This is a genomic window from Agathobacter rectalis ATCC 33656 (genome assembly GCF_000020605.1).
Classification (GTDB): Bacteria; Bacillota; Clostridia; order Lachnospirales; family Lachnospiraceae; genus Roseburia; species Roseburia rectalis.
Window position 1 is genome coordinate 1,023,856 of the sequence record NC_012781.1, and the last position, 24,949, is coordinate 1,048,804.

A 24,949-nucleotide genomic window follows, 5' to 3' on the forward strand; every position below is an offset into this window, starting at 1 on the left:
AGTAGCATGAGAAAACGCATGATGGCCTTTTTAATGGCCCTACTTATGGTTGTCACCATTTTGCCGGCAAACTTCACGATAGTTGAAGCGAATGATACAAATGGTGCTATCTACCTTAAGGTGACAGGTGCTTCGGAATGGACCAAGAAAGATGATATCAAGGTAACTGTTACTGACAGTACCGGAAAGGAAGTTGACCAAAAGTTTGTGAAGACCGAAGTGGTTGAGGCACAAACTGATTCTGGAAATACAAATCCAGATAATAAAAATCCAGATAATACCGATTCAGGTAATACCGATTTAGGTAATAACAATCCGGGTAATACTGATACCGGTAAGGATGATGCTGCTGGCAAGGATACTGAAAATATAGGCTCAGAAAGTGGCTCTGACAATTCAAATGAGCCTGTCGGACAGGCAGATGAACAGCAGGATGCTAAGCCTGTAGCACTCAATAGCATAAAAATTGATGTGACAGATCTTGTCAAGGACAGTAATTACTCTGTGGATATATCTTCTGATGGATATCTTTTCTGGAAGAAGGAATGCACTGCTGTGGAGGCTTCTTACAGTCCAGTTTATACAGAGGTTGCAATGGTTAAGGACACATATAAAGAGTTTGCTTTCTCCACAAATTTTAATGACTGGAAACCAGGTACTACTCAAACACTTGCTGTGAATGGCGCGGGTAATAATATTGTTAAATATGCATCTTCAGATCAGGAAACTGCAGCTGTTGATGAAACTACTGGTGAAGTAACTATAAAGAAAGCCGGAAAAGTTTCTTTTACGGCTACACTATCTGTTGGTGATAGTTATAAGACAATCACACAGTCTGATGTAACAATTGCAAAATTAGACCAGACACTTTCATTTACTGATGAAAATGCAGAGGTTTATGTAGGCGATGAGATTTCAACAATAGCAAAATCAAGTGCTAATGATGCGAAAGGAAAAATCACTTATAGTGTGGTTAAAGGAGAAGATTACATCACACAGGATGCTGATTTTGCAAACAATGGTAAATGGACTGCAAAGAGCTATAATAACAGTGCCGATGGAGTAAAAGTTACAATCAAGGCCGCTATTGCAGAGGATGATAAATATAACAGCACAGAGAATACATATACTACAACAATAAAGCCATATGCTTACGATGATTTTAGAAAATATTGTGAGGTAGTTGGAACATCAAATACTGCTTCAGATGGAAAAATCTGGTATTCAGAAGTGACTAAAATCAAGGCAAAAGATGGTTATAAAATCAAAGATTCTGATGGCAGCTTTGTAGAAGAAATTGCTATAGATGCCAATGGTATCACACAGGGCGAAAATCAATTTACTCTTGTTATTGGACAGGAAAAGAAAAATTCAGAAAATGAAACTGTATCTTATATCAATGAGGGAACAGTAAGTGGAGCATACAACTATGATAGTGTAAAACCTACACTTTCCATAGCAAAGGATAATGATGCAGACTGGATAAACAAAAAAGATGTGGAAATTAAAGCTTCACCGTCTGATGCTGGTTCGCAGATTGCGGCTGTTAAGTATACAGTGACAGATGAAAAAGATAAGCCGCTTCTTGAAGAAACAACAGTTAATCCTAATGCTGATGGAAGCTATCTGATTACATTACAGGCAAGTAAATTTGCCAATAAAGAAATCAAGGTTAATGTTACAGCATACGATAATGCAGGTCTTAGATCTGATACACAGACTAAGATAATCAAATTTGATACAGAACTGCCTAAGGCGGATCTGTCATTGAATAGTAATGAAGGTGAATATTATTTTACTGATAAAATATCTGTAGATATCAGTGCTACTGATAATTTTTCAGGCATCGCTGATATAAAAGCAGTTTATCTCACAGATGATGTGACAAGTGCTTCTGGATGGGACATTAAGAATTTCAATTGGGATGCTGAAAATGTTCAAAATCTTGGAGCTGATGCTAAGAGTGTAACAATACCATTTGCAGATACCACAAATGCAGGAAATGTGTATGTCAAGGTGACGGATAAAGCAGGAAATGAAAACATCACATCACTTTCTGATGATAAAAAATTCCACTTTGATAAGACTGCACCAACTGTAGGTATTGCATATTCTTCAGCTGATGAAAATACAACTAATGATAATTATTCACAGTTAAAGGATGGGGTAGAATACTACAACCATGACAGATATGCACAGATTACTGTAACAGATGCCTCTTTTAACAAAAATGCTACTCAAATTAAAGTAGCGGTTGATAATAAAAAGGCAGTAAATATATTAGATAACAAGGCAGAAGTACAAGGTGCTGCTATTGTAAAAACAGATAATGAAATCTGGACTGACAATAAAGATGGTTCATATACTGCAAAGCTTAAATTTACAGGTAATCATCTTTACAAAATTGAAGCTTCGTCAAAGGATTTAGCAGGAAATAAAACGGAGGAAGCTACTGTAGCTGATAGCAAATCAAAGGAATTCTATATTGATGAGGATGCTCCAGCTGGAAAAGTCCAGTTCTCAACAGATAAAACAAATGCAATTGGTAACTGGTGGAAAATTCTATTAAACTCATTCCCTGCAATATCTATTTTTAAACAAAATCAGTTGGATATCGTAGGTAGTGTGACTGACGGAAATTCCGGCATATGGACAGTCAGCTATTATGTAAATAAACTGGATACGGATACAGTTTTATCAGAGCAGCAGTTAAACGGTTTATCTGCTGGTAATTGGGAAAAAATTAAAATAAATAAATCAGATGATGGATACAGCTTTTGTGAGTCGTTAGACAAGTCCTATAATAAATATATAGTATATATAAAGATTGTAGATAACAGTGGAAATGTAAAATATATAAGTACAGAAGGTGCTATAATCGATAACGAAGCACCTGAAATCACAGAAGTCAATATAGTAGATAGTGATAAAAATAAGCTTGAAGACGAAAATGCAGATTTGTGGAAACAATCAAAGGTTTGTTTACAAGTAAAGGCTACTGATAATCTTTCCGGTATTGACAGATATGAGTATAAGCTTGAAGGGCTGAAAGACAATGGAACAGCTACTGGTACTGTCAAGTTGAAAGACACAAAGCTTGGAACCTTGAATGATGATTCAACAGTATTTGATCTTAAAAAGAGTGATTATTATGCAGCCGATACAAAGGCTCTTAAGGCTACAATAACAGTTTATGACAGGGCTAATAACTCTTCAACAGTTGAAAAAATAATCAATATTGATAAACAGGCTCCAACAGTTACCATCACCCGAGATGATGAGAACTTGAAGTTAGATAATAGCAAAGGCTGGAATAAAGATACCTTGACTTATACTGTTGTGGCAAAGGATGTAACAAGTGGTATTAAGGCAGAAAATGAAAATCCGGTTATTAATTATTATATTTACCTGGGTGGCAAGAAAATGAAAACCGGAAAGGTAAATGTTATAGACAAGAAATTGGATGCTTCCGGAGCTTATACAGAGGTTGTAGGAAATATAACTATTTCAAAAGATAAAGCTTATGATTCTAATAATTTAACGATTGATGTAGATACCATAGATGTAGCTGGAAATAAGTCTGTGTCATCAGCTGATACAACGGATACAGCAAAGTATGATTTTACAGCTCCGACTGCAAAATTGGAGTTACAAGATGGAGTTGATGGTGATAAGTGGTTTACCAATGGTGCTACATTCACTGTTACTGCGCAGGACAATACTTCAGGAATTGAAAAAGTATGCTATACAATCAAAAAAGCAGATGGAACTTATGTTGGAGAAAGTGCTGATGCTCCGGTAGAATTAATAACCGGTGTTGAAAGTGATGTAAAAAAGTATACAGATAGTATTAGTATACCTGATGCGGCTAATTATGATACTGATAATTTGACAATCACAACATATACATATGACTTTGCCGGAAATAAGACAGAATGTAGTCAGACAATTAAGTTTGATACAACAAACCCTACTGCTGATTTGACAGTAAATGCTGGTGCTAACCAGGATGGCTGGTTTAATTCCGGTGCAACATTTAGTGTAAAAGCATCAGATGCGACATCAGGTGTTGATAAAGTAGAATATATTGTAAAAGCCAGCAAGGATTCAAATGAAAATCTGACAAGTGGTACATTAACTTCTGATACATTGCAGAAATCAGATAATGGTGATCTGACAGGAACAATAACAATTCCGAAAGATGCGTATTATGATTCAAAGAACCTTTATGTTGAAACTAAAACGTATGACAAAGCAGGAAATAAGACAGAATGTAGTCAGACAATCAAGTTTGATACAACACATCCTACAGCAGGTATAAGCTTTGACAAGGAAATGAAAAACAGCCTTAGTGACAAGGGTGGCTTTGAGGGTGCAAAGCATTTCTACAATAGAGATGTGAAGCTTTATGTAACAGCAAATGATGCTACATCAGGAATCAAATCAATCAAGTACTATGTAACTGCTGCCGGAGATGTACCGACAGAGGAAACCTGGGCTGATACAACAAATAAAAATGTTAATAGTATTCTCCCAGAAAAACAGGCAGGAACAAATGACAAGCTGAATATTCCGATAACAATATCGGATAAGTTTGCTAATTCAGCAGATAATCTCGGTGCAATCAATGTCTATGTTCAGGTTATAGACACAGCAGACAATGAGACAGTTGTCAGCCTGAAGGATGATGAGAAAGATGAGACATTCAGGATTGATACAACAAAGCCGGAGATTAATGTAGAGTATGCCACTGAGAAGGCTGCATACAGTGTAGTTGATGGTGCTGAGTATTACAATACAGAGCGTACAGCTAAAGTATCGGTTAAGGAAAACAGTGTATTCTTTAATCCGAAGCTTGTAAATATCTGGGTATCAGAGGATGGCGGAAAAGAAGTTGATATCAATAATAGTGATAAGCTTCCTAATGGTATCGTAAAGGATAGTGACTGGACTCTTGGAGCCGGAAAAGATGCTGTAAGTACACTTACTGTTACGTTTACCAATAATCATAAGTATACCGTCCGTGTAGAAGCACAGGATTTGGCTGAGAATAAAGCAGATGGATACAAAATCAATAAATCTAATACATTTATTATTGATAAGAAAAATCCAACAGGTAACATGAAGTATAATTATCTGTCACAGGGAACTGACACTACATGGACGTCATTTGCAGATTGGAAGAATATCTTAAATGGTGGCAAATACGAGATTTCGCGTTTCTCTAAGGGAAAGATGTATGTTTCAGGTAGTGTAAGAGATGAATTCAGCGGAGTAAAAGAAGTAAGCTACAACGTTTCAAACAAGGATGGTGTATTTGCGGATGTGTCAGGAGTTACATCATGGACACCGATGAAATCAACTGGTAAGGATGGCTCATATGCTATCAGTTTACCGGAAAATGACATGAACTATGTTGTCTATCTGAAGATTGTAGATTATTCAGGAAATGTATCATATGTCAGCACAAATGGAGCAGTGCTTGATACACAGGCACCGAAGATTAATGTAACACTTCCGACTGATATCAATGGCATCTACGCTTCAAATGTAAATGTTGGCGTGTCAGTATCGGACAATGCAGCAACAGGTGTTGTTTCAGGTATCAGAAGTGTATCATACAAGGTAACAAGCCTGGGTCAGCAGACACAGACAGGAGATTTGTATACATACACTGCAACAGCAGGAAGCCTGAATGATCTGACTAAGTCAGTATCAAGAAATTTCACAGTTGATGCGGGATTAAACAACAGTAATGATGTACAGATCGAAGTGACAGCTGTTGATAATGCAGGAAACACTTATAAGACAACAAATGTAATCAAGATTGATATCACGGCGCCTACGATTGAAGTAAGCTATGATAATAACAGTGGAGATACAACATTTGGAGATGATACTTACTTTAAGGAGTCAAGAACAGCAACAGTTAAGGTTACTGAGCGTAACTTTGACCCTGCAAAGGTAATCCCTGTAATAGAGGCCAGTGCCGGAGGTGTTCCTTCTATATCAGGATGGACTACAGTTGGTGGCTCTGGAAACGGAGATGACACAGTTAATATTGCTACAATATACTATGGAAACGATGCTGATTATACCTTCAATATTTCAGCAGAGGATATCGTAGGAAACAAGAGCGGTGATGTCAATTATGGTAACTCACTTGCACCTACAAAATTTACTGTAGATAAGACTGTTCCGGTGATTTCAGTAGCATATGATAATAATAATGCAGCAGAGGCTGGCTTTTATAAGGAGCAGAGAACTGCTACTGTGACAATTCAGGAGCACAATTTTGAGACAAGCAGAGTTGTCCTCACAATGAATGCGACAGACAATGGAAATCCTGCTTCAGCGCCTACAATAAGTGGCTGGTCAGGAAGCGGTGATACACATACGGCAACAATTAGTTTTGCATCAGACGCTGTTTACACATGGACACTTGCATACACAGACAAGGCAGGAAACAAGGCAAATGACCTTGAGAATCAGAGCTTCTGCGTTGATCTTACAAAGCCTGCCATAACAATAAGTGGAATAAATCCTAATTCAGCAAACAATACTGATGGAAATATTGGTTTTGCTATTGAATGCACAGATACCAACTTTGGCACATTTACTCCGGTACTGACAGCTGTAGTATATGAGAATGGTTCTTTTGCAACAAAAGAAATAGAAGGAAGCGCTTCATCCGTTGGAAATGGAGAGAGGATTGAGTATGGAAACCTCGAGGAGGATGGAATGTACTCACTCAGATGTGCAGCTGTAGACAAGGCCGGAAATGCCTATGATACTGTAAATATTGTTGATGAAGATGGAGTAACTTCAACTGTAAACCTGCAGGATGGAGATAATCTCATTGATTTCTCTGTCAACAGAAATGGCTCAACATTTGCATTAAATGATTACTCAATGGATGTAGTTAATGACTATTATGTACAGGAAACTGCAGAGGATATCGTATTCTACGAGACTAATGCTGATGAACTCTTAAACTACAATATCAAGCTTAATGGCAATGCCCTTAAGGAAGGTAACGACTACAAGGTAACAGAGTCAGGAGGAGACGGAAGCTGGTACAGATACGAGTATGCTGTAAATAAATCACTTTTTGATGATGAAGGTGAATACAATCTCGTCGTTGAGTCAGAGGACAAAGCCACATCAATGGCATATAGTGATTTGAAAAACGTTTCAGCTGATTTTGTAATTGATAAGACAGCTCCAACTTTCACAATCAGTGGAATTGAGGAAGACGGTAATTACAGAGGAACATCACAGAACGTAACTCTTGTTCCTACAGATGATGGAGGAAAGCTTGGACATGTCAAAGTTACAATACTTGACAAGGATGGAAAAGAACAGAAAGTCATTTCTGATATGTCAGGCGATGAACTTACAAAGTACCTGAATGGAAATGATGGAAAGATTAAATTTAAGGTACCGGAGGGCGTAAATCAGCAGGTTGCAATACTTTGTGCAGACTGCTCCATCGGAACAGATGGTGGAACCAATACAACTGATTTTATTTACAAGGGTATAACAGTTTCATCAAACGCTTTCATTCTTTTCTTTGAGAATAAGCCGCTGTTTTATGGTGTGCTGGGTGTAGTTGCAGCAGCAATAATCGTACCAACAGGTTTTGTAATCTATAAAAAGAAAAGAAAAACTAAAAAAGAAGCATCAGAACAGTAAATTAATGATTTGAATAGGAGCCGGTCACAAGATCGGCTCTTACTAAATAATTTGAGGGATGGACAAAGTAACACGTATATGCATAATACTAATCAATCACAAGCCCGTTACAACAAGATATATCACACCAAGCACCCAGCTTGAAAATATGCCGTACAGTATCACAGGACCTGCAATCCTAAATATCTGACAGCCTATGCCAAATACCTGCCCTTCGACCTGAAATTCACATGAGGACGAGCATACTCCGTTTGCAAAGCCTGTTATAGGAACGAGAGCGCCTGCGCCTCCCCAGTTTGCGAGTGGTGCATACAGGTTTAGCGCTGTCAGTACGCAGCTTATGAGAATCAAAATCATGCTGCACCAGGCCGAAGCCTCGTCGCTGCTTAACCCAAAGTATTGTGTGCAGGTATTTACTATGAGCTGTCCGATAGTGCATATGATGCCGCCGAGTATAAATGCCTTTAGCATGTTTGCAGAAAGGCAGTGAGTAGGTGTGACGCGCTTTACATATTTGTTATATTCATCGTTTCGTTTTTCTTTTTGGTCAGTAGTCATGTTTTCAGACCTCCTTTTTTATAGGATGACCGTATTTTTTAAATGTATTCATATATGTGATTTTAGTTATTTGATTTGGGTATAGTTACTTATTAGAATTAAATATGAAGGATATATCAAATAATCCTTGCTACTTTCTGCTTTAAATAGTAGAATTGTAGCAAGGATTATTTTTGCGCGGTAGCGCATCAAAGTAATAAATCACAGCAAAGCATATAATTGCGATAAATAATGCAAGTATTTTGCAATAAAGAAAAGGAGACACATATATGTATACACTTGACGACATCAAAAAAGAAGATCCTGAGATTGCGAGCGCCATCACAGATGAGTTTGAGCGCCAGAACAGCCACATCGAGCTTATTGCTTCTGAGAACTGGGTAAGCCCTGCTGTTATGTCAGCTATGGGAAGCATCCTCACCAATAAGTACGCTGAGGGATATCCAGGAAGAAGATACTATGGCGGCTGTGAGTGCGTGGACGAGGTAGAGGAGCTTGCAAGAGAAAGAGCCAAGGAGCTTTTCGGCGCAGAGTATGTAAATGTACAGCCACACTCAGGTGCTCAGGCCAACATGGCAGTACAGTTCGCCATCTTAAAGCCGGGCGATACCATCATGGGAATGAATCTTGACCACGGCGGACACCTCACACATGGTTCACCGGTCAACTTCTCAGGCTCATATTTCCATGTAGTGCCTTATGGAGTAAATGACGAGGGCTTCATCGATTACGACAAGGTAGAGGAGATCGCCCTTGAGTGCAAGCCAAAGATGATTATCGCAGGTGCATCTGCATATGCGAGAACTATAGATTTCAAGCGTTTCAGAGAGATTGCAGACAAGGTAGACGCAGTGCTCATGGTTGATATGGCTCATATCGCAGGACTTGTAGCCGCAGGACTTCATCCAAGCCCAATCCCATATGCACATGTCACCACAACCACTACACACAAGACTCTCCGTGGACCTCGTGGAGGAATGATCCTCTGCAGCCAGGAGATGCAGGATAAGTACAATTTCAACAAGGCTATTTTCCCGGGAATCCAGGGTGGACCTCTCATGCACGTTATCGCTGCAAAGGCAGTCTGCTTCAAGGAGGCATTACAGCCTGAGTTCAAGGAGTATCAGAAGCAGATTGTAAAGAACGCACAGGCACTTTGCAAGGGTCTTCAGAGCCGTGGCATCAAGATTGTATCAGACGGCACAGACAACCACCTCATGCTCGTAGATTTAACTCCGTTTGGTCTCACAGGAAAATCTATCGAGAAGCTTCTCGATGCGGCTCATATCACAGCCAACAAGAATACTATTCCTAACGACCCACAGAAGCCATTTGTCACAAGCGGTATCCGTCTCGGAACACCTGCTGCTACATCAAGAGGCTTAAAGGAGGATGATTTCGACAAGGTTGCAGAGGCAATCGCCATGATCATCAAAGAGGGCGAGAGCGCAGTTGAGCCTGCAAAGGCTATCATCAAGACACTTACTGACAAGTATCCTCTTGCATTTTAAGGGTTTTCAGAGTAAAATGTTATAAGTTATAAAAACATAATACTTTGGAGGAATTATGATAGACTTAAAGTTTTTAAGAGAGAATCCGGATCTCGTAAAAGAAAATATTAAAAAGAAATTCCAGGACCACAAGCTTCCGCTCGTTGATGAAGTAATCGAGTATGACAAGAAGGCCAGAGAGGCACAGCAGGAGGCTGATGATCTTCGTGCAAAGAAGAATCAGGTTTCTAAGCAGATTGGTGCTCTTATGGCACAGGGCAAGAAGGAAGAGGCTGAGGCTGTAAAGGCTGAGGTAGCACAGATTTCAAAGCGCCTCACAGAGCTTGAGCCGCTCGAGAAAGAGTATCAGGACAAGGTGCTTGAGGATATGATGAAGATTCCAAACATCATCGATCCATCAGTTCCAATCGGAAAGGATGATACCTTCAACGTGGAGAACGAGAAGTTTGGTGAGCCTGTTGTTCCTGATTTCGAGATTCCTTATCATACAGATATCATGGAGAGATTTGACGGAATAGACCTCGATGCAGCAGGAAAGGTTGCAGGAAACGGTTTCTATTATCTGATGGGAGATATCGCACGTCTTCACTCAGCCATGACAGCATATGCGCGTGACTTCATGATTGGAAAGGGCTTTACATACTGTATCCCACCATTTATGATCCGTTCAAATGTCGTAACAGGCGTTATGAGCTTTGAGGAGATGGATGCCATGATGTACAAGATTGAGGGAGAGGATCTCTACCTTATCGGCACATCTGAGCACTCAATGATCGGTAAGTTCATCGATACAATAAACGATGAGTCAAAGCTTCCATACACACTCACAAGCTACTCACCTTGCTTCCGTAAGGAAAAGGGTGCACACGGCATTGAGGAGAGAGGTGTTTACCGTATCCATCAGTTTGAGAAGCAGGAGATGATTGTTGTCTGCAAGCCACAGGATTCAAAGGAATGGTATGAGAAGATGTGGAAGTACACAGTAGAGCTTTTCAGAAGTCTCGATGTGCCTGTCCGTACTCTTGAGTGCTGTTCAGGAGACCTCGCAGATCTCAAGGTTAAATCATGCGACGTAGAGGCATGGTCACCAAGACAGAAGAAGTACTTCGAGGTTGGAAGCTGCTCTAACTTAGGCGATGCACAGGCAAGACGTCTTAAGATTCGTGTAAAGGGCGAGGATGGCAAGAAATACTTTGCACATACTCTTAACAACACAGTTGTTGCTCCACCACGTATGCTTATCGCATTCCTTGAGAACAACCTGAATGCAGATGGCTCTGTAAATATCCCTAAGGCACTTCAGCCATACATGGGTGGTACAGAGAAGCTTATTCCGAAGCACTAGTTTTTGAAATAAATTAGTTCATGTAAATAATTAATACATGTAAATATAACAGCCGTAGCTGCGATTGAAAAAGAAAATCGTGGTTACGGCTGTTTTGTAGTTAATGACCTTATCAATATTTATGTCAGAGATGATAAGCAAATACAGAAGGCTTTTGACAAAAAAGGTCATGCAAATTTCTTTTGATAAACGGCATTGACACCAAATGTGATACCACGTATAATATAGATAGGAGGTATTCAGAATGTCAAAATGGGATAAACTATTAACGAGAATATGTGCTTTATCAAAAGACCTCCGGTTTGATGAATTGCGTAAGGTATTGGAAAGCTATGGATATGTAATGAATGCCCCAAAGGGCGGAAGCAGTCATTACACGTTCAGAAAAGCCGGATGTCAACCGATTACGATACCGAAGCATGAACCTATCAAAAAAGTGTATGTAGAGATGGTAAAGCAGATTGTGGAAAGTGAGGCGGTGAATGATGAAAACGCTGAATGATTATTTTACAATGAATTATCGTATGGAAATTGTAGAGGATAAGGATGAGGGTGGTTTTGTGGTTTCATTTCCGGAGCTCCCGGGATGTATTACCTGCGGAGAAACAGTAGAATCCGCTGTCGAAAACGCTTTAGATGCCAAGAAAGCATGGTTAGAAGCTGCTATGGAAGATGGTATTGAAATCCATGAACCGGACAGCTTAGAGGATTATTCTGGACAGTTTAAACTTAGAATTCCACGAAGTCTTCATCGTTCCCTTGCAGAACATTCTAAGAGGGAAGGCATCAGCATGAATCAGTATTGTGTATATCTTCTTTCCAGAAACGATGCAGTTTATTCAAAATTATAGACTAAATGAAATAGGAGGTGTTCTGTTATGTTTTTTCTTATAGCGAAGGATAATGAATGGGCTGGATTGCTTAGTAGTCTGGATATGTTTTCTGATGATTTTATGGAAGAAGGACGGATACAGCCTGAAGTACAGGTAAGGGAAGATTTCTAATGAATTTACAGAGAAGAAAATCCCTTACCAAATACTTCACTGGTGCTCATCACAGACATAAAAGCGTGCAGCTTATTCTGATGTATGAAGCTTCTAAGCTCTATGGCCTGCTTCTTTGTAAGAGTGCTGAAAACGATATAGTTTCTCTCACCGGTGTAAGCACCTCGTGCCTCCACATAGGTGGCACTTTTCTCCAGCGTGTTAGTAATATAATCGCATATCACATCCTTGTCATCGCAGATAAGCATTATGGATTTTCTGAGCATGATATTTTCGATGATTGCATCAATCATAAATGATTTCACAACAAGTCCGACAAATGAATACAGAGCAGTCTTTATGTCAAATACAAAGCAGGCGATGATAATCATGACGAGGTCGGTGAGAAATAAAGCCATGCCAATATTTTCTACATGTGCATATTTTTTTACAATCATGGCGATGACATCGGTTCCGCCACTTGAAGCACCTACATAGAAAAGCAGTGCAGATGCGATTGCAGGAAGAGCGATGGCAAAAATCAGCTCAAGCATTGGCTCGTTTGAGAGAGGATGAGTGAGCGGGTCAAGCTTTTCAAGTACCAGGAGCTCAACAGACAAAAGTATTGTGGCATAGGTGGTCTTAATAGCAAAGTCTTTGCCAAGGAAGAAAAAGCCCACTACAAGCAGAAGCATGTTCACAATAGTAGAAAACATACTCGCTGAGAGAGGTGTTATCTTTGCAAAAACAACTGCGGCACCGGTTACGCCACCGAAGGTGAAGTTGTTTGGGAACTTGAAATAGTATACACCGATTGCCATGATGGTGATACTGAGCGTCATTATCAGAAAATTTTTTATCTGTTTAAGCATTTGTTGTTCTCCTTTATGATTTGACAGCTTGTCAGGTATTTATTGCAGTGCTGTGTATCATAGCTTTCTTTTGTATTATTAATCGTTCAAATCTAAATATTTATTTGCATGGATAGTGTAGGACGATGGATGTCTGATGTCAATATAATCCGTGAAATAAATTATAAGTATTATTTCTATAAAAGATGTATTATATTAGTAAAACTAATAAGAATAATTACAATATATAATTGGAAAATTTAGCACTATGAAGGTATACTATAGGTATTGAACGAATTGCAGATTATTAGGAGGAACAATAATGGATTACAAGAATTCAGGTGTTGATATCGAGGCAGGTTACAAGTCAGTAGAGCTTATGAAAAAGCATGTAAAGGAGACTATGAGACCGGAGGTGTTAGGTGGTCTCGGAGGCTTCTCAGGAGCGTTCTCACTTGCTTCCATCAAGGATATGGAGGATCCGGTGCTTTTATCGGGAACAGATGGCTGCGGAACTAAGGTAAAGCTTGCTTTCATCATGGACAAGCATGATACAATCGGAATCGATGCAGTTGCCATGTGTGTAAATGATGTGGCATGTGCAGGCGGTGAGCCATTATTTTTCCTTGATTATATAGCATGTGGAAAGAACTATCCGGAGAAGATTGCTACAATCGTAAGCGGTGTGGCAGAGGGCTGTAAGCAGTCAGGCTGTGCACTCGTTGGTGGTGAGACAGCAGAGCATCCGGGTCTTATGCCTGAGGACGAGTATGACCTTGCAGGCTTTGCAGTTGGTGTGGTTGACAGAAAGGACATCATTACAGGCGAGGGATTAAAGGATGGTGATGTACTTATCGGAATGGCATCAACAGGCGTACACTCAAATGGATTTTCACTTGTCAGAAAGATTTTCAAGATGGACAAGGAGACATTAAATACATATCATGAGGAGCTTGGCACTACACTTGGAGAGGCACTTCTTGCCCCTACAAGAATCTATGTAAAGGCTCTTAAGGCTGTAAAGGACGCAGGAGTCACAGTAAAGGCCTGCAGTCATATTACAGGTGGCGGCTTCTATGAGAATATCCCACGTATGCTCATCGATGGCAAACGTGCCGTAGTTGAGAAAAACAGCTACCCTGTTCCACCAATCTTTAAAATGATGGCTAGAGAGGGAAATGTTGAGGAGCAGATGATGTACAATACCTACAACATGGGACTTGGAATGATTGTCGCAGTTGACCCTGCAGACGTGGACAAGACTATGGAGGCTATGAAGTCTGCCGGAGATACACCATACGTAGTCGGAAAGATTATTGACGGCGAGAAGGGTGTAGATCTCGTATAATAACATTCAATATATTGTTAATAACGTATACATCGTTGCGAGGAAAAAGAATGAAAATTGCAGTATGTGTATCGGGTGGCGGCACCAATCTTCAGGCCATCATAGATGCAATAGATAACGGAACAATTACAAACACACAGATAGAGGTTGTTATCAGCAACAACGCAGATGCATATGCGCTTGAGAGAGCTAAAAAGGCTGGAATAAAGGCAGTATGCATCTCGCCAAAGAGCTATGAAAGCAGAGCTGCCTTCAATGAAGATTTCTTAAAGCAGCTTAACTCATATCATGTGGATTTAGTCGTACTGGCAGGTTTTCTGGTAGTGATTCCACCTGAGATGATAAAGCAGTACAGAAACAGAATCATAAATATCCATCCATCGCTCATACCATCTTTCTGCGGCACAGGCTACTATGGTCTTAAGGTGCATGAGGGAGTGCTTGCACGCGGTGTGAAGGTGACAGGTGCAACCTGCCACTTTGTGGATGAAGGCACAGACACAGGCCCTATTATTTTACAGAAGGCAGTCGAGGTAAAGCAGGGCGACACACCTGAGGTGCTCCAGCGCAGGGTTATGGAGCAGGCTGAGTGGAAAATCATGCCACACGCTATCGACCTGATAGCAAATGGCAGGGTGTCAGTAGAAGACGGACATGTTATTATAGATGAGAAGTAATGACAGTGCTGTAAGTAATTAGTATGTAAACACAGGTAGATTATGATTACCGGACAATGAAAAGCTTATGTATAGCTTAGGTATAGGAGGCAAAAATGAAGGTATTAGTAGTAGGAAGCGGCGGAAGAGAACATGCAATATGCAGGGCTGTTGCAAAGAGCTCACGCGTTGACAAGATATACTGTGCACCGGGCAATGCAGGTATCGCTGCACTTGCAGAGTGTGTGCCAATCGGTGCGATGGAGTTTGATAAGCTCGTATCATTTGCAAAGGATAATGCCATTGATTTTACAATCATCGGCATGGATGATCCGCTTGTAGGTGGTATCGTTGACGAGTTCGAAAAGGCAGGGCTCAAGTGTTTCGGACCAAAGAAGAATGCAGCTATTCTTGAGGGCTCAAAGGCATTTTCAAAGGATCTCATGAAAAAGTATAATATCCCTACTGCGGCATATGAGAATTTTACTGATGCCAAAGAGGCACTTAAATATTTAGAGACAGCAAAGTTCCCTATCGTGTTAAAGGCAGACGGACTTGCTCTCGGAAAGGGTGTGCTTATCTGCAATACTCTTGAGGAGGCAAAAGAGGGTGTCAGAACCATCATGGAGGACAAGAAGTTCGGAACAGCCGGAAACACCATGGTAGTTGAGGAGTTCATGACGGGCCGTGAGGTTTCAGTGCTTTCATTTGTAGACGGAAAGACTATCAAGATTATGTCATCTGCGCAGGACCACAAGCGTGCAGGCGATGGAGATACAGGCCTTAATACAGGCGGCATGGGTAATTTCTCACCTAGCCCGTTCTATACCAATGAGGTCGATGATTTCTGCAAGAAGTATATTTATCAGGCAACTGTAGATGCTATGGCTAAAGAGGGCAGACCTTTTACAGGAGTTATCTTCTTCGGACTCATGCTCACAGAGGATGGACCAAAGGTGCTTGAGTACAATGCAAGATTCGGAGATCCTGAGGCACAGGTTGTGCTTCCTCGTATGAAGAATGATATCATTGATGTAATGGAGGCCTGTGTAGACGGAACTCTTGACACAATAGATCTTCAGTTTGAGGACAATGCATGCGTATGCGTGGTTCTGGCATCAGACGGATATCCTGTCAAGTATGAGAAGGGCTTTAAGATAACTGGCTTTGAGAAGTTTGACGGCAAAGAGGATTATTACTGCTATCATGCCGGCACCAAATTTGATGCTGACGGCAATATCGTCACAAACGGAGGACGAGTGCTTGGTATCACTGCAACAGGCGCCACACTCAAGGAGGCCAGAGCCAAGGCTTACGAGGCAACAGAGTGGGTACAGTTTGATAATAAATACATGAGACATGATATCGGAAAGGCTATAGATGAAGCATAAGGGTATTATTTTTGATATGGATGGCACTCTCTGGGATTCAGCAGAGAATGTGGCAAAATCATGGAATAAGGCCATAGCAGATTATGGCTATGAGAGGGCACCTATCACAAAAGAAGATATGTATTCAGTAATGGGAAAGACAATGGATGTACTGGCATCCATTATCTTTCCTAATTGTACTTGCAGAGATGAGTTAATTAATGTATGCTATAGAGAAGAAAACGATTACCTGACCGTTCATGGGGGAGAGCTTTATCCTGATGTTGAAAAGACACTTGATGAGCTGTCAGAAAGATATGACCTTTATATAGTCAGCAATTGCCAGCGTGGTTATATAGAGTCTTTTTTTGCGTACCACGGACTTGGCAGGTATTTTAAGGATACTGAGTGCTACGGCAACAATGAGCTTGAGAAGTCAGAAAATATAAAGCTTATTGTAGAGCGCAATAATATAGATGAGGCAGTGTATGTAGGTGACATACAGGGAGACTACGATTCCAGCAAAAAGGCAGGAGTTAAGTTCATCCATGCAGCATACGGGTTCGGCACAATAGATGACGATGTGCCTGCTATTCGCAAATTCTCTGAGCTGCCGCGGGTGGCTGACAGAGTATTTGAGGAAATTGAAAAGCACTGATAAGAATTTAGTTTGAAGCAAAGTTTATGAATATGTTGTAGATAATGGGGTTTCCGCATGGAAGATAAGCGTAACAGAGGGAGAAGAATTACAGATAGAATAACAGAGGCTTACTATGAGCTGATGAAGATTGTTGCAGAAAACAATCATGAGCGCATGTTTGAGTACTATGTGGAAGATGATGAGGCATATATTTTCAAAATAGTCAACTCTTCTCCGGCTCAGGAGACAGTATATCCGTTTTTTAAACAAAATATTGACACATACATGTCAGAGTGTCCGGCAGACAGCATCGAATGCTTCAAAAAGCAGCTTGATAAATGTCTGCTTCGGCCTATGCGTACTGCATTCCAGCTTAGTTTTATATCAGAGGATGGCAAGAGCAGGCCGGTTGAGATGTACATGGTCAGCATACCTGATTTGGATAAAAAGGTATGTATGGTAGTTGGAGTAATGTTTGATATCAGAGATGAAAAGGGACTTTTGGACTCGCTGACAGGCACATACAATCACCTTGCATTTGAGAATAAATGTACATCACTTATCAGGCAAAAGGGAACAAAGCTTTTATTTGTGATGCTTGATGTGGATGATTTCAAGATAGTAAATGACACCTTGGGACACAATGTAGGGGATAGGGTATTAAGCCAGACAGGACAGGTGCTTAAGGAAGCAGTTGGAGCCAATGGTATAGTTGGCAGGCTTGGCGGTGATGAGTTTGCAGCGATCGTATTTGGATTAGAGGACAGTGATGCTGTGGACGAGTTCTGCGTAAAGCTGTCAGGAAGACTGAAGAATATTATCTTTGATATGGAGTATTCTGCATCAATCGGCATGACTACCGGCGATGACAGAGAGCTGACCTTTAAGGATCTGTACTATGAGGCGGATCAGGCTATGTATTACTCAAAGAGGCAGGGAAAGAATCGCATATCGTTTTTCAATTCTATCAGGAAAAATGATATAACCGTTCCGCATAATTCCTGCGCTCCTTCCATTACAGATGTATCCTGCAGGATGTCAGATAGGGAGATATTCTCGTATGATGAAATGCCGGACTATATACTTGCAGTAGATGAGGAGAGCCGTAGAATAGTATTTGTCAATAAGGCTATCAGAAATTCAAGCGTTATGACAGCATCTCAGATTGATGAATTTATTTCAAAGCCGTTTGAGGATGGGTTTATTGATTTGTTTTTACGGAAAAAAGAGCAGGGAAACAGAGTATCGGTTTTTTCAGGAAAGGATCATCCCGACAATATAGTTGCAAAGCTTTTAGGCGAAAAGAAGCTCATAATCAAGCTGAATCATAAGGATTATAATGGCTATAGACTGCTTAAGATGATAGATTTGAGTGATGAGTCAAAGCTGAATGCTGTTATGAGACGGATAATCAGCTACAGGGCGTTTATGCAGAATTTCATTGATGCTGTTAATGATACCACCGAAGGCTTGGGGTATAGGAACTATTTACGGCTGCTTAGAGAGTTTTATAATGCAGATTGTGTGGCTGTCATTTATAATGGAGAGAGTGCGTGGGACACAATTGAGGAGATACATATACCAAGTGCTAAGATTATGGCAAAGGTGGTTAATGAATCTGTTTCAAGAGGTGCAATTACAGATTTTCTCGCTCTGTTTAATGACACCGGCCGTGTGTTTATAAGTGATATTCAGTCAATTGAGGGTGAATACAGGGATTTATTCAAGCGTATGGCTGATGTCAGAATATGGTCTACATCTGCTGTTCTTCTAAACAAGGGGGAACAATGCTTTGGTGTCATCGTGGTTATGAATCCAAGAGCCAATTCAGGAAGTCTGGATTTGATTGAAATGATTGGTATTTCAATATCGAATAGTCTGTTTTATGAGAAGGCGAGGGCAGAGTATGAGTACAGGCTCAATTTTGACCAGGTCACAGGCTTAAGAAAGAGAGAGACCTTTAATAATTTGGGAGAGAGCTATGTGGAGTATGACTGCAGCTTTATGGGAGTATTTGCATCAGATATCATAAGGCTTTCAGATATAAATGAAAAATTTGGGTATATGGCAGGAAATGCGCGTCTTAGGATGGTTGCAGATGTGATCAGGGGCGTTTTTACAGGCTATGATATATACAGGTACGAGCAGGATGAGATAGTTGTTTTTTGCAAGGATATTGATAAAAAATCATTTATGGGACTTGTCAGGATAGTAAGGGAAAGCCTTGATGATCTGGATGTCTCAGTATCGATAGGCTTTAGTTGGACGGACAAGCCCGACATAGCAAGGCAGCTCTCAGAGGTTCGCTTAATGTATGATATTGAAAAGGACGCAAAGCTTAAGAGTCTTGACAGTATAATGAGAAATAAGGTATTTAAGGATGTGGTTTCTGAGATTGAAAAGGGAAGCTTCATGGTGTATTATCAGCCGAAGGTTGATTCAAGAACAGGCATCACAGTCGGGGCGGAGGCCCTTATCAGATTTTTTGATGAGGCTTATGGCGTTGTAGGGCCAATTCATTTTATCGAGATTTTAGAAGAAAACAGATGCTCGCATCTTATTGATTTATTTGTACTTGATGAGGTATGCAAGGCGCAGAAGCTTCGCTGTATAAGTGACAGGAGAGTGGTTCCGGTATCTGTGAATTTTTCAAAAAATACACTGGAATATGCAGACCTCCTGGATCATGTGAAGGAGATAATGAACAGGTATGATCTCCCGGAGGGGCTTGTTCAGATAGAGATAACAGAGTCGGTTGGTGATATGGATATTGTATTGATAAATAATATCGCGCAGTCACTGATTTCAATGGGCTTTCGTCTTTCGATGGATGACTTTGGCACGAAGTACTCAAATCTTGAGATGCTCTTTAAGTTTCCGTTCAGCATTGCTAAAATTGACCGTTCCCTGGTCAAGAATCTCGAGAGCAATGAGAAGAGCAGGATCATGTTAAAGCACCTCATATCCATGATTATGGAGCTTGGCATAGAGTGTGTTGCCGAGGGGGCAGAGAATGAGGAGCAGGTAAGGCTATTACAGCAGTTTGGCTGTAATATTATTCAGGGCTATTTCTATTCAAAGCCGGTTACACTTGATGTTTTCACGAGTGAGTTCGTGGAAAAAACAAGGAATCAATTGTGATTCACAATTTTATATACAATGCAGCTATTAACAGGCGCCTGTAGCAGGAAAGCGGATAACAGCTGCAAAAAAAATAAAAGGAAAGGAAGAAAAATGTTAGAAAAAATCTTCAAACTCAAACAAAACAACACAACGGTCAAGACAGAGATTCTTGCCGGTCTGACAACATTCATGACCATGGCATACATCATTGCTCTTAACCCAAACCTCCTCACCGGATTTGGTGCTGAGGGAACAAAAGCACTATGGAACGGAGTGTTCCTGGCAACATGTATTGCTTCGGCAGTCGGTATGTTTGTCATGGCATTTCTTGCCAACAAGCCATTTGCACTGGCTCCGGGTATGGGACTTAACAGCTTCTTTGCTGTAGTAGTTGCCAATATCGTAAGCATCACAGGCCTGTCATATGTTGATTCATTCCAGGCTGCACTGTGTATCATCCTTATTGAGGGTATTTTATTCTTTATACTTTCAATATTTAATATCCGTGACAAGATAGTAGATGCCATTCCTTATGGTGTCCGCATGGGTATTTCACCAGCTATCGGTCTTATGCTTTTAAATATCGGCTTTGGCTCAAATGCCGGTGTTTACTCAAAGGATGGCGGACCATTTTATGTGATGAAGGATTTCTTCGGTGCACTCACACCGGGACTTGCCAAAACAAATATGACAGATGGATATTCTTCAATGGTGCTCACTGTTGTGACTATGTTCATCGGACTTTTTGTTATCATTATTTTAGCTCATAAGGGCGTCAACGGAGCAGTACTTTTTGGTATGCTTGCAGCCTGCGTAGTTTACTGGGTAGGAGAGGCTATATTCTTTGGAACAAATCCTTTTGCATCACTTGCAACAGCTTCATTTGTGCCACAGTTTAAGGATATGGCAGATACAACACTGTTCAAGTTCGATTTCAAGGATTTCATCAGTATTGGATGGTTTACAGCAATTTCACTCATCATCACATTCTGTATCATAGATATGTTTGATACCATCGGAACACTTGTTGGTACTGCATCACGAGCAGGAATGGTTGATAAAGAGGGAAATATGCCAAACATGAAGGAGGCTTTGGTTTCCGATTCAGTTGCCACAGTGGTTGGTGCCGTAACAGGTACATCTACAGTAACAACTTTTGTTGAGTCTGCATCAGGTGTAGAGGCCGGTGGACGAACAGGTCTTACAGCTTTCACAACAGGTATCCTGTTCCTTGCATGCATCTTTATAGCACCGCTTGCAGCAATCATTCCTGCCGCAGCAACATCATCAGCACTTATCTATGTTGGTATCCTGATGCTTGGCGGTCTTAAGAAGGTGGATTTCGAGGATCTCTCACAGGTTGCTCCGGTAGCACTCATGCTTATTGCAATGCCTATCTCCGGATCTATCGGACATGGTATAGGTCTTGGACTTATCACATATACTGTACTCAAGGTCTTTACAGGAAAAGCAAAGGAGGTTTCTATCCTTACTTATGCTATTTCGCTTCTTTTCCTTGTGAAGTTCTTCCTTGTAGTGTAGTGTTTTAAAGCTTAGTGACATATAACGCCTTGCCCCGCCATCCTTGGCGGGGCATTGTTGTGTGCGGATATAATTCTAACAGCCACTAAGTGACTGCGTAAGGCTTGCAGATACATTAAACTGTGCTGTAGCGGCATTTTCTTATGTGGTGACAATAATCCACATACACAAACATATGTTCTTGACAATTGAGCGTAATCAATGTAGAATTGCAGTATGGACAAGCATAATGAAGAGCACATTTATGTGGCAATAGATTTAAAATCATTTTACGCATCAGTAGAGTGCAGAGAGAGGGGAAAGGATGCTCTGACCACTAATCTGGTCGTGGCAGATCCAACCCGCACGGAGAAGACTATCTGTCTTGCAGTATCGCCGGCTCTTAAGGCATATGGCATACCGGGCAGGGCGCGCCTTTTTGAGGTGGTACAGCGTGTGAAGGAGGTAAACAAGCTGCGTCTGTCGAAGCTTATGGCGAGTGGACATGCTGCCGGGACAGTGGAGAGAAGAAAAAAATATGTAACAGAAATTGATATAGCAGAAAATGATATAACAGAAAGCACAATGGCAGGCTTTGATTATGCATCATATAATGCGAATCTGCTTGACGCACATCCTGAGTATGAGCTGACATACATTGTTGCACCGCCGCGTATGGCTTTGTATATGGATTACAGTACACGCATATACAATATTTATCTTAAGTATATCGCACCTGAGGATATCAGTGTTTACTCGATAGATGAGGTTTTTATGGATGTGACACACTATCTTCGCACTTATCACATGACGGCAAGGGAGCTTGCGTCTAAGATGATAGACGATGTCCTTAAGGATACCGGTATCACGGCAACCTGCGGCATTGGTACCAATCTGTATCTGTGCAAGATAGCCATGGATATTATGGCAAAGCATGCCATGCCTGATGAACGAGGAGTGCGTATAGCAGAGCTTAATGAGAATAGCTATAGGCGAAAGCTATGGGACCACAGGCCGATTACCGATTTCTGGAGAGTGGGAGCAGGTTATGCCAAAAAGCTCGAGGCAGCCGGCATGTATACAATGGGAGATGTGGCTAGGTGCTCAACAGGCGGTTCAAATGATTTTTACAATGAGGAAAAGCTGTATAAGATGTTTGGCATCAATGCAGAGCTTCTTATAGACCATGCATGGGGGTATGAGCCTGTTACAATAGCTGATATCAAGGCATACAGACCGCAGACCAACAGCATCAGCTCAGGGCAGGTGCTTCAGGAGCCGTATGATTATGAGAAGACAAAGCTTATTGTGCGTGAGATGACGGACCTTCTTGTGCTTGATCTGGTAGATAAGAGGCTGGTTACAGACCAGATAGTACTCACTATTGGATATGATATCGCTAATCTGTCTAATAAGGCTGATAGCTGTTTGGGCAATAATTATGACCATGCAGTAAATAATAAAGGCAGAGACAGTATTGGCGGTAAGAAAGGTACACACAGAGATTATACAGGTGAGATTACCATAGACCGATACGGCAGAAAGGTTCCAAAGCATGCACATGGTACAGCAAATTTAGGGCGTTATACGTCATCCACGCGCATCATCATGGATGCGGTGATGGAGCTTTATGACCGTATCATAGATCCTTCTCTTCTGACACGCAGGATTACTGTGGTGGCAAACAGGGTCTGTGATGAGAGCAAGGTGCAGGAAAGTGAGCAGTTCGAGCAGCTTGATTTATTTACGGATTATCAGGCGAGGGCTAAGGAAAAGAAGAAAGAGGATGAGGCACTTTCCAAGGAGAGAAAGCTTCAGGAGGCTATGATTTCCGTCAAGAAGAAATATGGAAAGAATGCCATGCTAAAGGGCATGAATCTTGAGGAGGGGGCCACAACTATTTCAAGGAACAATCAGATTGGCGGACACAAGGCATAGCAGCAACCGCTGTGGTTCTTAATCGGATTTTTTTTAGTGGTTTAAAATAGTTACGAAAAAGTATATAAGGAGCATGGCATGGGAAAATATGATGATATTATAGATTTACCACATCATGTGTCAAAGGTACATCCGCAGATGTCTATATGGGACCGCTCAGCACAGTTTGCACCTTTTGCGGCACTTACAGGTCATGAGGAGGCTATTGCAGAGACAGCGAGGCTAACAAACGAGTGGCATGAGCCTGATGAGGACAAAAAAAGAGAGCTTGATGAGAAAATGAATGAGCTCATGATGCTTTATAGAAAGCGTAATTTCAATTCAGACAGTTTATATGACGAAAATGTCATAAACACCATGGCAGAGAATTATTTTGAGGTGACATATTTTATGCCGGATGAGCACAAGGAGGGTGGCAGCTATGAGCATGTGACAGGGTATCTTAAAAAGCTTGATAGCATAGGGCACCTGATGATAGTTGTGGATGATAATGGTGCAGAGACGATAATTGATACAAGAAGAATATATGATATCGATTTGTGATGATTTTGTTAGGAATGCATTACTTGTAAATGTGGTATAGAAAGCAGGAAATTATAAAGATGGACAAGCAGATAGAAAGAGCAGGTGATGACAATAAAAATAATATTGGTGTGTTATATGGCATCGGTGTAGGTCCGGGAGATCCCGAGCTTATGACTTTAAAGGCTATTAATACAATAAAAGCATGTGATATAATTGCAATCCCTGCAGTTTCAAAAGAGGAATGCTATGCGTACAGCATAGTGCAGGCTGTTTTACCGGAGATAGAGAAAAAACAGATTATGTGCACTCCGTTTCCAATGATAAAGGACAAGGAAAAGCTTACTATATCACACAATAAGATATACTGTGACATAGTAAGTGAGCTTGAAGATGGGAAAAATGTGGCAATGCTTACAATCGGCGATCCAAGCGTGTATTCGACATATATGTATATCCATAAGCGTGTCATGCAGGCAGGTTTTACGGCAGTGATGATAAGCGGTGTGCCATCGTTTTGTGCAGCTGCAGCGCGGCTTGGCATTTCGCTTGGAGAGATGATGGATGAGATACATATCATACCGGCTTCGTATGATGTGAGGGATACTGTGGGCTACGGTGGAACCTGTGTATACATGAAATCCGGAAAGAAGCTTGCAGAGCTTATAGAGGTGCTTCGCACAGGAGATGCTATCAGAAAAAAGAAAATGACAGTGTATGGTGTGACAAACTGTGGCATGGAGTCTGAGCGTGTGTACAGGGGGCTGGATGAGCTTACTGAAGCAAAAGGATATCTGACAATAGTTATAGTGAAATATAGCTAAAATGGGAGTTTACTTTTTGTGCACAATTGCTATAATAGTATGGTGAACCGAATATTTATATATC

General features: G+C 40.9%; 17 protein-coding genes. 15 read left to right on the top strand and 2 right to left on the bottom strand.

Annotated features, from left to right (window positions below; genetic code table 11):
• Positions 1-6: 6 nt before the first annotated feature.
• On the top strand, positions 7-7,695 hold the full coding sequence (locus tag EUBREC_RS16585) for a hypothetical protein (RefSeq protein ID WP_012741979.1): 7,689 nt from the start codon (positions 7-9) through the stop codon (positions 7,693-7,695).
• A gap of 96 nt (positions 7,696-7,791) precedes the next feature.
• Here EUBREC_RS16585 and EUBREC_RS05005 read toward each other — a convergent pair whose 3' ends face one another.
• The gene (locus EUBREC_RS05005; RefSeq protein WP_012741980.1) at positions 7,792-8,253 is read right to left on the bottom strand and encodes a SpoVA/SpoVAEb family sporulation membrane protein; all 462 of its coding nucleotides are present in this window, start codon (positions 8,251-8,253) and stop codon (positions 7,792-7,794) included.
• A gap of 269 nt (positions 8,254-8,522) precedes the next feature.
• Between EUBREC_RS05005 and glyA the strand changes: the two genes are divergently transcribed.
• The 5 genes from glyA (at position 8,523) to EUBREC_RS17915 (ending at position 12,113) form a co-directional block, all read left to right on the top strand.
• Positions 8,523-9,764, top strand: coding sequence for a serine hydroxymethyltransferase (gene glyA / locus EUBREC_RS05010; RefSeq protein WP_012741982.1), 1,242 nt, complete (start codon positions 8,523-8,525; stop codon positions 9,762-9,764).
• Positions 9,765-9,819: 55 nt separating this feature from the next.
• Positions 9,820-11,109, top strand: coding sequence for a serine--tRNA ligase (gene serS, locus EUBREC_RS05015; protein ID WP_012741983.1), 1,290 nt, complete (start codon positions 9,820-9,822; stop codon positions 11,107-11,109).
• Between the two features lie 244 nt (positions 11,110-11,353).
• Positions 11,354-11,611, top strand: a complete 258-nt coding sequence (locus EUBREC_RS05020; RefSeq protein WP_012741984.1) for a type II toxin-antitoxin system HicA family toxin — start codon at positions 11,354-11,356, stop codon at positions 11,609-11,611.
• Positions 11,595-11,960 (top strand): type II toxin-antitoxin system HicB family antitoxin, encoded by a 366-nt coding sequence (locus EUBREC_RS05025; protein WP_041253944.1) that lies wholly within the window; start codon positions 11,595-11,597, stop codon positions 11,958-11,960. Before EUBREC_RS05020 ends, EUBREC_RS05025 begins: the two co-directional genes overlap by 17 nt.
• 27 nt (positions 11,961-11,987) lie before the next feature.
• Positions 11,988-12,113 carry an AbrB/MazE/SpoVT family DNA-binding domain-containing protein gene (locus EUBREC_RS17915; RefSeq protein WP_012741986.1) on the top strand — a complete coding sequence of 42 codons (126 nt, stop codon included), beginning with the start codon at positions 11,988-11,990 and terminating at the stop codon, positions 12,111-12,113.
• A gap of 5 nt (positions 12,114-12,118) precedes the next feature.
• Here the strand turns inward: EUBREC_RS17915 and EUBREC_RS05030 are convergent, their stop codons facing one another.
• Positions 12,119-12,964: a YitT family protein gene (locus EUBREC_RS05030; protein WP_012741987.1), complete on the bottom strand. Its 846-nt coding sequence runs from the start codon at positions 12,962-12,964 to the stop codon at positions 12,119-12,121.
• A gap of 301 nt (positions 12,965-13,265) precedes the next feature.
• On the opposite strand from EUBREC_RS05030, the gene purM reads away from it, so the two are divergent.
• The 9 genes from purM to cobI all read left to right on the top strand — a co-directional run bounded on the left by purM (position 13,266) and on the right by cobI (position 24,885).
• On the top strand, positions 13,266-14,291 hold the full coding sequence (gene purM / locus EUBREC_RS05035; RefSeq protein ID WP_012741988.1) for a phosphoribosylformylglycinamidine cyclo-ligase: 1,026 nt from the start codon (positions 13,266-13,268) through the stop codon (positions 14,289-14,291).
• 50 nt (positions 14,292-14,341) lie between these two features.
• Positions 14,342-14,968 (top strand): phosphoribosylglycinamide formyltransferase, encoded by a 627-nt coding sequence (gene purN, locus EUBREC_RS05040; RefSeq protein WP_012741989.1) that lies wholly within the window; start codon positions 14,342-14,344, stop codon positions 14,966-14,968.
• Between the two features lie 95 nt (positions 14,969-15,063).
• Entirely contained in the window at positions 15,064-16,338 is a 1,275-nt protein-coding gene (purD, locus tag EUBREC_RS05045) for a phosphoribosylamine--glycine ligase (protein WP_012741990.1), read from the top strand.
• Complete coding sequence (locus EUBREC_RS05050; protein WP_012741991.1) at positions 16,328-16,975, top strand: HAD family hydrolase; 648 nt, start codon at positions 16,328-16,330, stop codon at positions 16,973-16,975. Before purD ends, EUBREC_RS05050 begins: the two co-directional genes overlap by 11 nt.
• A gap of 57 nt (positions 16,976-17,032) precedes the next feature.
• Entirely contained in the window at positions 17,033-20,098 is a 3,066-nt protein-coding gene (locus tag EUBREC_RS05055; protein ID WP_012741992.1) for a bifunctional diguanylate cyclase/phosphodiesterase, read from the top strand.
• Positions 20,099-20,191: 93 nt separating this feature from the next.
• Positions 20,192-21,622, top strand: coding sequence for an NCS2 family permease (locus tag EUBREC_RS05060; RefSeq protein ID WP_041253946.1), 1,431 nt, complete (start codon positions 20,192-20,194; stop codon positions 21,620-21,622).
• Positions 21,623-21,838: 216 nt separating this feature from the next.
• Positions 21,839-23,539: a Y-family DNA polymerase gene (locus EUBREC_RS05065; RefSeq protein WP_012741994.1), complete on the top strand. Its 1,701-nt coding sequence runs from the start codon at positions 21,839-21,841 to the stop codon at positions 23,537-23,539.
• Between the two features lie 78 nt (positions 23,540-23,617).
• Positions 23,618-24,082 carry a hypothetical protein gene (locus tag EUBREC_RS05070; RefSeq protein WP_012741995.1) on the top strand — a complete coding sequence of 155 codons (465 nt, stop codon included), beginning with the start codon at positions 23,618-23,620 and terminating at the stop codon, positions 24,080-24,082.
• A 59-nt stretch (positions 24,083-24,141) separates the two neighbouring features.
• Entirely contained in the window at positions 24,142-24,885 is a 744-nt protein-coding gene (gene cobI / locus EUBREC_RS05075; protein ID WP_306718984.1) for a precorrin-2 C(20)-methyltransferase, read from the top strand.
• The last annotated feature ends 64 nt before the right edge of the window (positions 24,886-24,949 follow it).

Bases quoted from the DNA above. Each gene is read 5' to 3' on its own strand.
- EUBREC_RS05050 (WP_012741991.1), top strand. From the start codon at position 16,328: ATGAAGCATAAGGGTATTATTTTTGATATGGATGGCACTCTCTGGGAT.
- EUBREC_RS05055 (WP_012741992.1), top strand. From the start codon at position 17,033: ATGGAAGATAAGCGTAACAGAGGGAGAAGAATTACAGATAGAATAACA.
- glyA (WP_012741982.1), top strand. From the start codon at position 8,523: ATGTATACACTTGACGACATCAAAAAAGAAGATCCTGAGATTGCGAGC.
- purN (WP_012741989.1), top strand. From the start codon at position 14,342: ATGAAAATTGCAGTATGTGTATCGGGTGGCGGCACCAATCTTCAGGCC.
- EUBREC_RS05065 (WP_012741994.1), top strand. From the start codon at position 21,839: ATGGACAAGCATAATGAAGAGCACATTTATGTGGCAATAGATTTAAAA.
- cobI (WP_306718984.1), top strand. From the start codon at position 24,142: ATGGACAAGCAGATAGAAAGAGCAGGTGATGACAATAAAAATAATATT.
- EUBREC_RS05025 (WP_041253944.1), top strand. From the start codon at position 11,595: ATGAAAACGCTGAATGATTATTTTACAATGAATTATCGTATGGAAATT.
- purD (WP_012741990.1), top strand. From the start codon at position 15,064: ATGAAGGTATTAGTAGTAGGAAGCGGCGGAAGAGAACATGCAATATGC.
- EUBREC_RS16585 (WP_012741979.1), top strand. From the start codon at position 7: ATGAGAAAACGCATGATGGCCTTTTTAATGGCCCTACTTATGGTTGTC.
- serS (WP_012741983.1), top strand. From the start codon at position 9,820: ATGATAGACTTAAAGTTTTTAAGAGAGAATCCGGATCTCGTAAAAGAA.
- EUBREC_RS05020 (WP_012741984.1), top strand. From the start codon at position 11,354: ATGTCAAAATGGGATAAACTATTAACGAGAATATGTGCTTTATCAAAA.
- EUBREC_RS17915 (WP_012741986.1), top strand. From the start codon at position 11,988: ATGTTTTTTCTTATAGCGAAGGATAATGAATGGGCTGGATTGCTTAGT.
- purM (WP_012741988.1), top strand. From the start codon at position 13,266: ATGGATTACAAGAATTCAGGTGTTGATATCGAGGCAGGTTACAAGTCA.
- EUBREC_RS05005 (WP_012741980.1), bottom strand. From the start codon at position 8,253: ATGACTACTGACCAAAAAGAAAAACGAAACGATGAATATAACAAATAT.
- EUBREC_RS05070 (WP_012741995.1), top strand. From the start codon at position 23,618: ATGGGAAAATATGATGATATTATAGATTTACCACATCATGTGTCAAAG.
- EUBREC_RS05030 (WP_012741987.1), bottom strand. From the start codon at position 12,964: ATGCTTAAACAGATAAAAAATTTTCTGATAATGACGCTCAGTATCACC.
- EUBREC_RS05060 (WP_041253946.1), top strand. From the start codon at position 20,192: ATGTTAGAAAAAATCTTCAAACTCAAACAAAACAACACAACGGTCAAG.